This window comes from Paenarthrobacter sp. RAF54_2 (genome assembly GCF_052113945.1).
In the GTDB taxonomy this organism is placed as follows: domain Bacteria; phylum Actinomycetota; class Actinomycetes; order Actinomycetales; family Micrococcaceae; genus Arthrobacter.
Map to the genome: position 1 here is coordinate 130,702 of NZ_JBFRDV010000005.1, position 13,281 is coordinate 143,982.

Consider the following 13,281-nt stretch of genomic DNA (forward strand, 5'->3'; position numbering starts at 1 on the left):
ACTGCGCGGAGATGACTTCATCTGTTGACCCGGAGGGCAGGCCGTGTAATCTTTATAGAACGAACGGTCGGTATATTATTCCGCACCGGTCCCTTTCACTTCGCGAAGGATGTTCTCATGGTCGAGGCTTTTCTTGTTGGCGGCGCACGGACGCCGGTTGGTCGTTACGGCGGGGCACTGTCCTCCGTCCGTCCTGACGACCTCGCCGCGCTGGTGGTCCGTGAAGCAGTGGCGCGTGCCGGCGTCGATCCTGACTCCATTGATGAGGTAATCCTCGGCAACGCCAACGGCGCTGGAGAGGAGAACCGCAACGTAGCCCGCATGGCGACCATCCTCGCGGGTCTTCCCCTCCACATCCCGGGCATCACAGTCAACAGGCTTTGCGCCTCGGGACTGAGCGCCATCATCATGGCCAGCCAGATGATCAAGTCCGGCGCGGCGGACATCGTGGTTGCCGGTGGCGTCGAATCCATGAGCCGGGCACCCTGGGTCCAGGAGAAGCCCACTACCGCTTTCGCCAAGCCGGGCCAGATCTTCGACACGTCCATCGGCTGGCGCTTCGTCAACCCGCTCTTCACCAAGGGTGAGCTCTCCCGTGACGGCAAGATGACATACTCCATGCCTGAAACGGCCGAGGAAGTGGGCCGCGTGGACAACATCTCTCGCGAGGATGCAGACGCTTTCGCTGTCCGCTCGCACGAGCTCGCGTTGGCGGCCATTGCAGGCGGCCGGTTCAAGGACGAGATCGTTCCGGTCACCGTCAAGACCCGCAAGTCCGAGACCGTTGTGGACACGGACGAAGGTCCCCGCGAAGGCACCACCATGGATGTCCTGGCTGGGCTTCGGCCAGTAGTCCCCGGTGGCTCCGTGGTCACCGCAGGCAACTCCTCCAGCCTCAACGACGGCGCCTCCGCGATCATCGTCGCCTCCGAGGCCGCCATCAAGAAGTTCGGTTTGACGCCTCGCGCCCGCATTGTCGACGGCGCTTCGGCGGGCTGTGAGCCGGAAATCATGGGCATCGGTCCCGTCCCGGCAACGCAGAAGGTCCTTGCCCGCACTGGCCTTACCGTGGACCAGCTCGGCGCCGTGGAACTCAACGAAGCCTTTGCCACGCAGTCCCTTGCCAGCATGCGGCGCCTGGGGCTGGACCCGGGAACCGTCAACAACGACGGCGGTGCCATCAGTTTGGGGCACCCGCTGGGTTCCAGCGGGTCACGTCTGGCCATTACCCTTCTGGGCCGCATGGAACGCGAGCTTGCCAGCAACAATGGACCGAAGCTTGGCCTTGCCACGATGTGCATCGGCGTGGGCCAAGGCACGGCAATGCTGCTGGAAGGCGTGTAAATGGCACTGAACCAGGAAGACCTCAGCACACTTCTCCTCGAGGAACGCGACGACAGGCTCACTGTTCTTCTCAACCGTCCCGAAGTACGCAACGCGATCGACCAGACCATGGTGGACGAGCTTCACCTTGTCTGTGCCGAACTGGAGCGCAACCCCAAGGTCCTGATCATCGCGGGCACGGACGGCGTCTTCGCCTCGGGCGCGGACATTGGACAGCTCCGTGAACGCCGACGGGATGATGCACTGCGGGGGATCAATTCAACCATCTTCATGCGCATCGCCAAGCTGCCCATGCCCGTCATCGCAGCGCTGGACGGCTATTGCCTGGGTGGCGGTGCGGAGCTTGCCTATGCGGCAGACTTCCGCATCGGGACCCCCAGTGTGCGGATTGGCAATCCCGAAACAGGGCTGGGAATCCTTGCTGCAGCCGGTGCCAGTTGGCGGCTCAAGGAGCTTGTGGGCGAACCGAAAGCCAAGGAAATCCTCCTCGCCGGCGCCGTGTTGCGGGCCGAGGAAGCGCTGCGAATCAGCTTGATCACCGAGATTCACGAGGCCCCTGAACTGATGGATGCAGCGCACAATCTTGCTGACAGGATCGGCCGCCAGGACCCCCTTGCAGTCCGCATCACCAAATCGGTGTTCCATGCTCCAGCGGAAGCACACCCGCTGATCGACACGCTTGCCCAGGGGATTCTCTTCGAATCCCAGGCCAAATTCGACAGAATGCAGGCTTTCCTGGATAAGAAATCGGCGAAGGCCGCCAGCTCATCCACGACTGCCAACGATGACAGGATCCAGAAATGACAGCAGTTTCCGCAATTCCCCACGTTGTTGGAGTTCTTGGTGGTGGCCGGATGGGCGCGGGAATCGCACACGCGTTCCTGACCAAGGGCGCCACCGTGATCGTGGTGGAACGGGATCATGAGGCAGCCGCCGGAGCGCAGGGCCGGGTAGCAGATGCGGTTGCCAAGTCCGCTGCCCGCGGCACCCTGAGCGAAACCCCTGACGAAGCCATGGCCCGGTTCAGCACGTCGACGGACTACGAATCCTTCATCCACTGCGCCCTGGTGGTAGAAGCTGTGCCCGAGGATTACGATCTCAAGGTCACCGCTTTGAAAGCGGTGGAAGACCACCTTTCCGCTGATGCGTTCCTGGCCTCAAACACGTCGTCGTTGTCCGTGACGGACTTGGCGAATGCACTCCGCAGGCCAGCCAACTTCATCGGCCTGCACTTCTTTAACCCGGTGCCCGCCTCCGCCCTCATCGAAGTGGTGCTGGCCAAGGAGACCTCGCCCGAACTGGCCCAAGCGGCGAAGAACTGGACGGAGGCACTCGGCAAGACCGCCGTCGTCGTTAATGACGCGCCGGGCTTTGCGTCCTCAAGGCTGGGCGTCGCTATTGCCTTGGAAGCGATGCGCATGGTTGAGGAGGGTGTGGCATCAGCGGAGGACATCGACGCCGCGATGGTCCTCGGGTACAAGCACCCTACCGGGCCGCTCAAGACCACGGACATCGTCGGTCTCGATGTTCGTCTGGGTATCGCCGAGTACTTGCATTCCATGCTGGGTGACCGCTTCGCTCCGCCGCAGATCCTGAGGGACAAGGTGGCCCGCGGGGAGCTTGGCCGCAAAACGGGCAAGGGCTTCTTCGACTGGAACGACTGAAGCCCGGGGGCGGGTTAGGCTAACCGGGTGACCTCGATTGAACCCGTTACCCTGACCGGCAAATTCGTGACCCTTGAACCTTTGCGGCCAGATCACCACGACGACCTTGTGGAGGCGGCCAAGGACGGTGAACTCTGGAAGCTCTGGTACACCTCCGTGCCCACGCCGGAAGGTATGGCTGCCGAGATTGAGCGGCGGCTGGGCCTGCAAACCGAAGGTTCCATGGTGCCCTTCGCTACCAGGCTCAACAGCACGGGCAAGGTCATCGGGATGACGACGTACATGAACATTGACGCCGCCACCCCGCGCGTTGAGATCGGCTCGACTTGGAACGCGGCGTCCGTCCACGGCACGGGCACCAACCCCGACTCCAAACTGCTGCTCCTTCGGCATGCCTTTGAGACCCTTGGCTGCCCCGCCGTCGAATTCCGTACGCACTGGCTCAACCACCAGTCCCGCGACGCGATCGCCCGACTCGGCGCCAAGCAGGACGGTGTGCTCCGGAACCACTCGCGCAGCAAGGACGGCACCCTCCGCGACACCGTGGTGTTCTCCATACTGGAACACGAATGGCCGGCGGTGCGGAACGGCTTGGAGTTCAGGCTGGCAAGGTACGGCGCATAGCTGCTCAAGAACGTGGAAGCCGAAAAATAGGCTAGGCACAAGGTCTGTACCGCGTTGCCTGCCGGGCGTAATCTGGCCAACACATTGCCCCGTACGCGGCCGACGGGTGGGCGTGCCGCGAGGTGATCCTGTTTGTCGGACCACCGGAGCCCCAAAAGGGCAGTATGAAGGGGAATCATCATGGCAACTCATCGAGCACGACGCCGGCGCTTGGCTTTTGCAGGCGGACTCGCCGCCCTGGCACTCACTCTGGGATTCACGGCCAGTCCGGCCACCGCCGCACCGCCGCCACCTGTCACGTATGTGGCGCTCGGTGATTCGTACACCGCGGGGACGGGTGCGGGGGGCTTGTACCGTCCACCGGTAGCTTGTTGGCAGAGTCATCCGGGTTACGTCGACGATGTCGCCGCGACAGGGCGGGTCACCTTGTTGGCGAACTTGGCGTGTCACGGAGCACTGTTGTTCCCGGCCGGGCCCTTCTATGACGGCGTCACGCCGTCGGTGATTGAACGGTCACTGCAGGGCGATCTGCGTTGGGTAATGCAGGCTTGGTGAGCATTACCGCTGGTGCCGTCGATGCCGGCAGTTTGCGCGCTTTGCAGAACTGCTCTACGCCGGATACACAGCTTTGTGAAGCCACGGTCAACGCGATCATCGCCGATCTTCCTGTGATCGAGTTCGGACTTGAGACCATCTACCAAAGCATCCGAGGCTCGGCTCCGGGGGCGACCATCGCTGTCTTGGGCTATCCACGGCTCTTTGATCCCGTCAACGGCCTCCCAGTGATCCCACCGGCGAACCAAGTCCAAGTGAACAGGGCCATTGATGCGCTCAACGCGACTATTGCCAAGGCGGCCGCCGAGAGCCAAACCAACGCCGTGTTCATCGATGTCACCAAGAAGTTCCTCGGGCATGCAGCGAATTCTGCAGATCCGTGGCTTGTGATGGTCCTGGCTCCCGTGCCCCCGTTTGATCGGCTGCCCGACGCCAACTTCCATCCGAACGTAGCAGGGCATCGGGCATACGCTGCAGCCCTGCTGTCCGCCGTCAAACCCGCTCAGCTCGCCAAGCGTTAGACCGCTAGGACGTTGCGAACCCGCTGTTTCGTTGTTGCCCAACAACGAAACAGCGGGTTCGCAACGTTCACGCAATCTCAAACCTTCCGCCAGCGGCTCTCGGCCTCCGCGCTGGCCTCCACTGCGGCCAGCACCTTCTGGACCTGCAAAGCATCTGCGAATGATGGCTCCGGCTGGCGATCTTCAGCGATGGCGTTCACGAGGTCCACCACCTGATGCGTGAATCCGTGCTCATAGCCCAGTCCATGCCCGGTGGGCCACCAGTTCCCGACGTAGGGGTGCGATGGTTCCGTCACGATGATCCGCCGGAAGCCCGCGTCCTCGGCCGAAGCATCGTAGAAGGACAAGACGTTCATGTCCTCGAAGTCGAAGGCCAACGAGCCGAGCGTGCCATTGAGTTCCAGCCGCATGGCGTTCTTCCTGCCCAGGGCAAACCGAGTCGCCTCAAAGACGCCGATCGGGCCGCCGAGGGTGGAACGCCCGACGGCGGTCGTGCCGCCACCCGCTATGGCTGGGTCACCGCCGTCGCGCGTCTTTCCGCCGAAACGGGCCGTAAAGATCGCGGCGTCGTCCACAGTTACCGGACCGCGCGGACCGTCCGCACCACCGTGCCCGCCGAGCCCAACGAAGTCACCGCCGATTGGCCGTTCCTTCACGAACGTCTCCATAAGGGCTGAAACCCCTGTGATGTTGGACCCGGTGATCCACTGAGCGGCGTCGATACTGTGGGCGCCGATATCACCCAGTGAGCCAGAGCCGGACTTTGACTTGTCCAGCCGCCATGTCAGGGGCGCGTCCGCATCCGACAACCAATCCTGGAGATACTGGGCCCTGACGTGCCGGAGATCTCCCAACCGGCCTTCGTCCACCATCCGCTTAGCAAGGGCCAATGCGGGAGTTCGCCGATACGTGAACCCGCACATCGAGTACACGCCCCGCTCAGCGGCCGAGGATGCGACAGCAGTCATCTTCTCAGCCTCAGCCACACTATTGGCCAAGGGTTTCTCGCACAGCACGTGTTTGCCGGCTTCCAGGGCAGCAATCGCAATCTCGGCGTGCGTGTTGCCCGGGGAACAGATATCGATCAGGTCAATGTCATCGCGCTCGATCAGGCGACGCCAATCGCTCTCCACGGAATCCCAACCGAGCTTGGCCACGGCCGCCTGAGCAGCAGCAGCATTTCTGCCGGCCAGCGCCGTCAGCTCGGGCGCAAGTGGGAGATCGAAGAAGCGTGGCGCCGTCCGCCAGGCATGCGAGTGGACGGCACCCATGAAGGAGTAGCCCACCATGCCCACCCGCAGCTTCCGAGTCACAGCCGAATGCCTTCCCCCGTAAGCGCACTGCCTCCCGCAAGCGCACTGCGAACCGAGGTCCAGGACTTCAAAACTTCCAACACGGCCGGGTCCCGCTCGGCAAGGAGTGCCTGTTGGTACGAGTCCTCAAGCAGCGTGTCCACGGAAACCCGGGTGCCGTTGGCCGCACTCAGGATGGCCGCCTCCACCATGGCCAGGCTCATGATGTTTTGGTGCACCTGCCCCATCGGGGTGCTTCCCGTGCGGACTGCAGATACAAAGTCGCGCAGGGAACCAGCAATTTCCTGGCCAGGATCCTCAGAACTGCCAGCATCGCCGGAAACAGGAACAGAGGAAACAGGCTCATTGTCGCCATCCCACAAGACGGTGCCGTGCTCGCCGCTGATCCGCCACGAGGCGTTCCACGAGGTTTCCTGGCCCGGGCTGCACCAGCTTCCGTTGAACACGAAGCGCTCGCCGCCGGTCATTTCGAAAACGGCCGTGGCCCCGGCATCACCGCGGTACCAACTCCACGAGGGGTTGTACTCCTCGCAGAAAACAGAGACGGGATCGGCGTCGAGCAGGAATCGGGCCATGTCGAATTGATGGATCGCCATGTCCAGCAGCAGGGGATGGTCCATGGCATCGCGGAATCCGCCAAAGTGCGGCGCCTTGAAGAACTCGGCAGAGACGATGCCAACAGCACCCACCGCTGAAGATAGCCGCTTGGCTTCGAAGAGCTGCCGGTTGTAGCGCCTGGACTGGCTGACCATGAACAGCTGGCCGTGAAGCTCAGCCGCGGCTGCCAGGGAAAGCCCTTGCGACACCGTGGAGGCCACAGGCTTTTCGCCAAGGACCGGCAGGCCCGCAGCGAGTGCCTCGGTAGTGACCGGATGATGCGCGGCAGGAACGGTGACGTTGATGATCGCTTGGGCTCCGACGTCGGACGCCAGCGCCGCTGTGCCGGCACCTACCGGAAGGTCCGGACGGCCCAGGGAAGCCGCAGCCTCGGCGGCGGTGGCGAGATCCAGATCCACGATGCCCACAAGTTCCACCAACGGTGACGACTCAACGGTTCGAAGCCAGGCGCGGCCCATGCCCCCGGCGCCGACCACTACGACGCGAAGGGGAGTGCCGTCGTCGGGGATTATGGCGAAAGGCGTGCTCACGCGTTTGCTCCTTGGTAGCTCTTGCCGTTGAAGAAGTCGTTGGTTTCGTAGCGAAGCAGCTCAGGGACGGCGCGCTCGGGACGGTCCGTGACGGCCCATTCGACGGCGTTGGCGATGACCCGGCGGATGTCTTTGTGGTGATAGACGGGGTAGTCCTGGTCGCCCGGGCTGAAGAAGAAGATCTTGCCGTGTCCGCGACGGAACGTGCAGCCGGAACGGAAGACTTCGCCACCGCTGAACGAGCTGATGAATACGAGTTCCTCCGGCGTGGGGATATCGAAGAATTCGCCGTACATCTCCTGCTCAGGGATCACGATGGGGTGCGGCACGCCCTTGGCGATGGGGTGGGTCGGGTCCACAGTCCAGACGAGTTCGCGGTCGTGTTCGGAGCGCCAGCGCAGGGTGCAGCTAGTGCCCATGAGCTTGGTGAAGATCTTGGACCAGTGCCCGGAGTGCAGCACAATCAGGCCCATGCCCGCGAGCACGTGGCGGTGGACGCGCTCCACGATTTCGTCCTCAACGTCGGCGTGGGACATGTGTCCCCACCAGGTGAGGACGTCGGTGTTGGCGAGGACTTCCTCAGTGAGTCCATGCTCGGGCTCGTCCAGCGTTGCGGTGCGGACCTCGACGTCGGAACCCAGGTTCTCCTCGATGCCCGCCTTGACGGCGCCGTGCATTCCTTCCGGGTACAGGCGTGCCACGAGTTCGTCCCGCTTCTCGTGACGGTTTTCGCTCCAAACGGTGACGCGGATGGGCTTGCTTGTTTCAGGCATGATTCTTCCTTCTGATGAGTGAGGGTCTACTTGACCGCGCCGCCGGTGGTGCCCGCGGCGATGTATTTTTGGGCCGCGACCAACAAGACGATGGCCGGGATGGAGGCGAGTACCGCCGTCGCCATCACTGAACTCCAGTCGTTCACGTAGGCCCCGATGTACTGGAAGATGCCCAGGGTGACAGGGCGGACCGCTTCCGTGGTGGTCAGGGTCAGGGCGAACAGGAAGTCGCTCCAGGCGAACAGGAACGTAAAGAGGCCCGCGGTGATCAGCGAGTTCCGACTCAGCGGAATCACGATCGACCAGAACGCCCGGACGTGCCCCGCACCGTCCACCCGCGCTGCCTCGATCACGGACGACGGCATGCCGTTCATGAAAGCACGGATGATGAGGATGGCGAACGGAATTCCGTGGGCCGAGTCCGCGAGGATCAGGCCTGGAATGGAGTTGAGCAGCCCAAGATCGTTGTAGGCCGTGTACAGGGCGTTGGCCACCACGATGCCCGGGATCATCTGGCTGATCAAGATAGCGAAGAGGACAACTCCTGCGCCGCGGACCTTGAAGTAAGCCAGGGCGTAGGCCGCCGGGGCTGCGATTGCCAGGCTCAACGCCACGCTGCCCAGGGAGATGATCAGGCTCGTGCCGAGGTTCCCGGCTTGCTCACTGATGGCTGTGGCATAGCCGGTGAAATCGGGCTTCAAGGGCAGCCAAGAGGTTTCCAAGGTAGTGCCGTTGGGCTGCAGGGAGGCGTTGATCATCCAGTAGACCGGGAACAGCATGATGGCCAGGAAAAAGATGGCCAGTGCCGTGTAGCCCCAGTTCTTGCGGTTTCCTGCCGGTGCTTTTGCCCTGCTGGGTCGGAGCGTGGGTGCTTTCAGTACGGTTGTCATGGTTTCCTCACTCATCCACAGCGCGTCGGCTTGCCCGCAGGTAGAGGACCGCGAACACCAGGGAAATGATCACCAACACGTTGCCCAGGGCCGCGCCTTCGCCGAATTTGAATTCGTGGAAGGAGAGGTCGTAGGACTGGGTGGCGATGGTCTGGGTCGAGTTCGCCGGGCCACCGTTGGTCAGGCCCAGGATGATGTCCAGCACCTTCAGCGTGTAAACGACGCCGAGCACCAGCACCACGCTCACCACGGGACGGAGCATTGGCCAGGTGATATGCCGGAACGCCTTCCAACCCGTGGCGCCATCCAGGGACCCGGCCTCGTAAAGCTCGTCCGGGATCTCCTGCAGGCCCCCGTAGAGGATGGTCAGATTGAACGGGATGCCAATCCAGATGTTCACTCCCACCACAGCGATCAAAGCCAACGAGGTACTGGTCAGCCACGGAACGCCAGTGTTGATGACGCCCAGATCGCCCAGGAAACGGTTGAGGGCTCCGCTGTCCTTGTCCAGGATCCACCGCCACACGGCACTCGAGACGATCAGCGGCAGTAGCCAAGGAAGCAGGAGCAGCGAGCGCAGGATTCCGTTGAGCGGGAACTTGCGTTGGAAGAAGATCGCGAACGCCAGCCCGATCACGAACTGGCCCAGGATGGAACCCACCGTGAACAGCGCGGTGTTCAGCAGTGAGGTGGAAAACAACGACGACGACAATACAGTTACGTAGTTGGCCAGCCCTACCCACGGGGCTTCTCCGGTGAAGAAGGTAGCCGTGGTGTAGTCCTGGAAACTCATGACGACGTTCTTGACCACGGGGTAGCCGAAGAACAGTGCCATGTAGACCACGGCAGGTACCAGGAAGAGCCACTGGAAGATGCGCTCGCGGCGTTGGCGGGTGCGCCGTCGTGGTGTCTGCGCTTCTGTAGGCGAGCCTGCCGGGCGGCCATGCTTGCGCGTGGCCTTTCCCGCGGCCTTGCCGGTGGAACCCGCCGCTGTTTGCGACAAATCTGTTGTCAATGACATGGCTGGCTGCTTACTGGCCTTGCGCTTGCTTGAGGGCATCGGCCGGAGAGGCGTTACCGGTCAGGGCTGTCTGGATGGCGGTGTAGATCTTGGTTGCCTGTGCCGGCCAGTCTGCACCGAGCTCGCCGGTGCGGGCGCGGGCGGTCTTGATCAGCTCAGTGAACGTAGCGAGCTTGGGGTTTTCGGTGGCGAACTTCTCCGCCAACGTGGTTTTGGAAGGAATGGTGTTGCGGACCTTGGCCATCGCCATCTGGTTCTCGTCACTGTTCAGGCAGGCAACCACTTCAGCGGCCTTGGCCTGGCGTGCCTTGTTGCCGGTCTGGGGGACCGTCCAAACTTCGCCACCCAGCGGCGCAACGGACGTCTGGCCGGCTTCACGGACGGGGATCTTTACCACGCCGTACTGCAGAGTGGGCTGCTTATCCAGGGCCGGGATCTGCCAGGGGCCGTTGACCATCATGGCTGCTTTGCCGGCCATGAACTGGTCCTTTACATCGGCCTGGGTCCAGTTCAGGGCGGAGGAAGAGACGGAGCCGCTCTTGACCAGGTCCGTCCAGAGCTGGAGTGCCTGCTCGGTCTCCTTGGTGTCGATCTTCTTCTCGTCACCGCCGTTGGACCACATGACCGGGAGGAACTGCCAGGTGCCTTCGTAAGTGGGGTTGGCGTTGAAGGCGAGCCCGTACTGGTCGCCGGCGGTGAGCTTGGCGGAGGCTGCCTTCAGCTCATCCCAGGTGGTGGGCGGGGTTACTCCAGCCTTGTCCAGGATGTCCTTGTTGTAGAACAGGGCAATGGTGTTCACGGTGGGAGCCAGGCCATAGACCTTGTCCTTGTAGGTGCCTGCGCTCAGGACACCCTCTGCGAAGTTATCCGTGCTGATCTTGAAGTCTGACAAGGGAGCCAAAGCGCCCGTGGCGGCAATCTGCTGCAGGTCCGGATTATCCAGCATGAGCACGTCCGGCAGCGTTTTGGAGGAGGACTGTTGGAGGACCTTGGAGATCAGGGACTTGCCCGGGACGGTCTCCCGCTTGATGGTCACACCTGCCTGGGTGCCGCACTTGGTCAGGGCGTCGCCGATGAAGGACTTGTCCGGCTCGTTGTTGTAGTAGTCCATCACGGAGATTTCTTTGACGGCCTCCGACGACGAAGCTGCGGGGGAGGTCCCGCAGGCTGAGAGGGCCAGGGGCAGGCCGACCAACGCAGCGACGGCGAGGGCAAGAGGACGACGGGTTGTCCTTTGTGCTGACTTCATTGTCTGTTCCTTTTTTCTGGGGATGGCTTTTATCGGGGACGAGGTTGTCGATACGTATCGACGATGCGTATCGATGAATTTGGAAACGGATGAGATGCAGGGTGCTGTGGAGAGGGTTTAGCTGCCGTGGGGTGGACGGAGCGTGCTGGCACGGTGCGTAATGACCGTGGGTACCAATTCCAGGGATTCGGTTGGTCCCTGGTTTTCGGCTTCGAGGAGATCGCAAATAATCTTCACCGCACGGCGGGATACTTCGGCCGGACGGAGGTCAATCGTGGAAAGTGGAATGGGCTGAAGTTCAGCAAGGGTGGGGGAGGCGCTGCCGATGACGGAGACATCCATGCCAGGAGTCAGGCCCCGGCTGGTCAATACTCGTCGGAGAACGTCCTGAACGGTTCCGTCAGGAGCGATAAACGCAGGTACTCCTGTGGTCTCCGCCAGGGCTTTGTCCACGGAGTCCGCGATCACGTCGCGATCCGTTCCGCCGGGCAGGTGCAGCACCTTGACCCCAAGGCTTCCCGCGGCCTTGTTGGTGCCGGACATGAAGCGTTCCACGTAGTTCACGTGGCGGTCAACTACCTCGGGCTGCCAACCGATGACGGAGATTGCGGTGTGGCCTGCTGCCGCAAGATCCTGGACGCATTGTTCGCCGGCCATTTCAAAGTCGGCATCAATGCAAACCAATCCGGAAGGATCATGCGGGATGCCGATCAGCACCACGGGGACGTGGAGGCTGCGGACTACCGGGAGCCGTTCGTCGTCGCCTTCCACCTGCATCAGGATCAGGCCGTCGCAGATCTGCTGGCCCACCACACGCTGCAGTCCGGCTGCCCCCTCGTCCTCGGTGACCAGCAGGATGTCGTGGTCATAGAGGCGGGCGGTGTTGGCGATCACGGACACAAACTCCATGATCGAAGCCATGTGCAACTCAGGGATGAAAGGGATGACCAGGCCGATCACGCGGGTCCTGCGGCTGGCAAGCGCTCGGGCTCCGGCATTTGGCTGGTAGGTCAGCTGCTGGATGGCGTCCTCCACCTTTTTCCGCGTTTTCTCGGAGATGGGTCGCTTGCCACTAAGAACATAGGAAACCGTGCTCTGTGCAACGCCGGCGGCCTGGGCAACGTCCTTGCTGGTTGGCATGCCCTGGCCTCCTCGCGCTCTCTGCTGAACGGTTTGCTTGTGGTTGTTGTTTGCGTTTCGTGTTCATCGATACGTATCGTTGATGCGTATCGAGAACGAGTATGACATGAGTCACTCGCCCCGCGCAATACCCCTTCCGATCCTCTCTCACATCCACCGCCCTTTAGACCGATGCTCTCTCCTTTCCTCTCGCTTTTTGGCAGATGTTCTCTCACATGACTGCCGGCGAATGTGCTTAGCTGGCTCCTATGGACGGGACAGCACCGCAGTTAGGCGTCCACTGGGATGGCGCTGTGAACGCCTGGCGAATCGCGGGGGACGTGTACAGGATGGGTCGCCACGAGTGGGTTACCGAAGTCGGTTGGCACCAAATGTACGACGACGGCATCCGCACTATCATTGATTTGCGCGCCTCGGGCGAGCGGCGGCAACGCGACACCGATCCCAAGGTGCCGGACGAAGTGAAGGCCAGGATCGACGTCGTACATTGCCCCACGGAGGACCCCGACCATAGCGATTTCGGCGAGCTGTTCGGCCCGTACCTGAAGGACCCGTCGCGGTACGGCGACTATGTGAGTCTATTTGGGGAGAAGATTGCGGCCGTCTTCAAGGCTATTGCCGCCTCGCCAGGCAAGGTTGTGATTCACTGCTCGGCGGGCCGCGATCGGAGCGGGGTGATCGCACTCATGTTGCAACGCTTGGCCGATCTTGGCGACGACGAAATCCTGCACGGCTACGAACTTGCGGCGCGGGGGATCAATGAGCGGCACCGCACCCACGGGGCACCGCATGCGCATGATCCCTACCTTTCCGACGCGGAGTTTGAGGCCTGGCTGGAGCAGAAGTGGGCAGGCGTGAAGGTGTTCCTTGGTTCCCTGGACGTCGAGTCCTTCCTGGCGCGGAATGGCGTCACGGGCCAGGAAGTGGAGGCGATCCGCGCCAAGCTGCGGTGATGTGAGAGAACGATGCCTGGAATCGGGCGGGATGTGAGAGAGGATCGGCTGGAATCGGGTGGGATGTGAGAGAACGACGAAATTGC

The 13,281-nt window shown here is 62.3% G+C and carries 14 protein-coding genes; 7 read left to right on the forward strand and 7 right to left on the reverse strand.

Going from position 1 to position 13,281, the window contains the following annotated elements; genetic code table 11:
* Positions 1-117 precede the first annotated feature (117 nt).
* The 6 genes from AB4Y87_RS06030 to AB4Y87_RS06055 all read left to right on the forward strand — a co-directional run bounded on the left by AB4Y87_RS06030 (position 118) and on the right by AB4Y87_RS06055 (position 4,708).
* Positions 118-1,344, forward strand: a complete 1,227-nt coding sequence (locus AB4Y87_RS06030) for a thiolase family protein (RefSeq protein WP_442003507.1) — start codon at positions 118-120, stop codon at positions 1,342-1,344.
* Positions 1,345-2,148, forward strand: a complete 804-nt coding sequence (locus AB4Y87_RS06035) for an enoyl-CoA hydratase/isomerase family protein (protein ID WP_442003508.1) — start codon at positions 1,345-1,347, stop codon at positions 2,146-2,148.
* Complete coding sequence (locus AB4Y87_RS06040; protein WP_442003509.1) at positions 2,145-3,008, forward strand: 3-hydroxyacyl-CoA dehydrogenase family protein; 864 nt, start codon at positions 2,145-2,147, stop codon at positions 3,006-3,008. The genes AB4Y87_RS06035 and AB4Y87_RS06040 overlap by 4 nt, the downstream gene beginning before the upstream one ends.
* Positions 3,009-3,035: 27 nt before the next feature.
* Positions 3,036-3,632, forward strand: coding sequence for a GNAT family N-acetyltransferase (locus tag AB4Y87_RS06045; protein WP_442003510.1), 597 nt, complete (start codon positions 3,036-3,038; stop codon positions 3,630-3,632).
* Between the two features lie 180 nt (positions 3,633-3,812).
* A complete protein-coding gene (locus AB4Y87_RS06050) occupies positions 3,813-4,187 on the forward strand; it encodes a hypothetical protein (protein WP_442003511.1) in 375 nt (124 codons plus the stop codon).
* Positions 4,184-4,708, forward strand: a complete 525-nt coding sequence (locus AB4Y87_RS06055; protein ID WP_442003512.1) for a GDSL-type esterase/lipase family protein — start codon at positions 4,184-4,186, stop codon at positions 4,706-4,708. The genes AB4Y87_RS06050 and AB4Y87_RS06055 overlap by 4 nt, the downstream gene beginning before the upstream one ends.
* Before the next feature lie 77 nt (positions 4,709-4,785).
* On the opposite strand, the gene AB4Y87_RS06060 is transcribed toward AB4Y87_RS06055, so the two are convergent.
* The 7 genes from AB4Y87_RS06060 to AB4Y87_RS06090 form a co-directional block, all read right to left on the reverse strand.
* A complete protein-coding gene (locus tag AB4Y87_RS06060; RefSeq protein ID WP_442003608.1) occupies positions 4,786-5,997 on the reverse strand; it encodes a Gfo/Idh/MocA family protein in 1,212 nt (403 codons plus the stop codon).
* Positions 5,998-6,017: 20 nt separating this feature from the next.
* Complete coding sequence (locus tag AB4Y87_RS06065; RefSeq protein WP_442003513.1) at positions 6,018-7,169, reverse strand: Gfo/Idh/MocA family protein; 1,152 nt, start codon at positions 7,167-7,169, stop codon at positions 6,018-6,020.
* Positions 7,166-7,942 carry a ThuA domain-containing protein gene (locus AB4Y87_RS06070; RefSeq protein ID WP_442003514.1) on the reverse strand — a complete coding sequence of 259 codons (777 nt, stop codon included), beginning with the start codon at positions 7,940-7,942 and terminating at the stop codon, positions 7,166-7,168. The genes AB4Y87_RS06065 and AB4Y87_RS06070 overlap by 4 nt, the downstream gene beginning before the upstream one ends.
* Positions 7,943-7,968: 26 nt before the next feature.
* Entirely contained in the window at positions 7,969-8,832 is an 864-nt protein-coding gene (locus AB4Y87_RS06075) for a carbohydrate ABC transporter permease (protein WP_442003515.1), read from the reverse strand.
* 7 nt (positions 8,833-8,839) lie between these two features.
* Positions 8,840-9,853: a carbohydrate ABC transporter permease gene (locus AB4Y87_RS06080; RefSeq protein ID WP_442003516.1), complete on the reverse strand. Its 1,014-nt coding sequence runs from the start codon at positions 9,851-9,853 to the stop codon at positions 8,840-8,842.
* A 10-nt stretch (positions 9,854-9,863) separates the two neighbouring features.
* Positions 9,864-11,102, reverse strand: a complete 1,239-nt coding sequence (locus AB4Y87_RS06085) for a sugar ABC transporter substrate-binding protein (RefSeq protein WP_442003517.1) — start codon at positions 11,100-11,102, stop codon at positions 9,864-9,866.
* 117 nt (positions 11,103-11,219) lie between these two features.
* Entirely contained in the window at positions 11,220-12,242 is a 1,023-nt protein-coding gene (locus tag AB4Y87_RS06090; RefSeq protein WP_442003518.1) for a LacI family DNA-binding transcriptional regulator, read from the reverse strand.
* A 248-nt stretch (positions 12,243-12,490) separates the two neighbouring features.
* On the opposite strand from AB4Y87_RS06090, the gene AB4Y87_RS06095 reads away from it, so the two are divergent.
* Complete coding sequence (locus AB4Y87_RS06095; RefSeq protein WP_442003519.1) at positions 12,491-13,195, forward strand: tyrosine-protein phosphatase; 705 nt, start codon at positions 12,491-12,493, stop codon at positions 13,193-13,195.
* Positions 13,196-13,281: the final 86 nt, after the last annotated feature.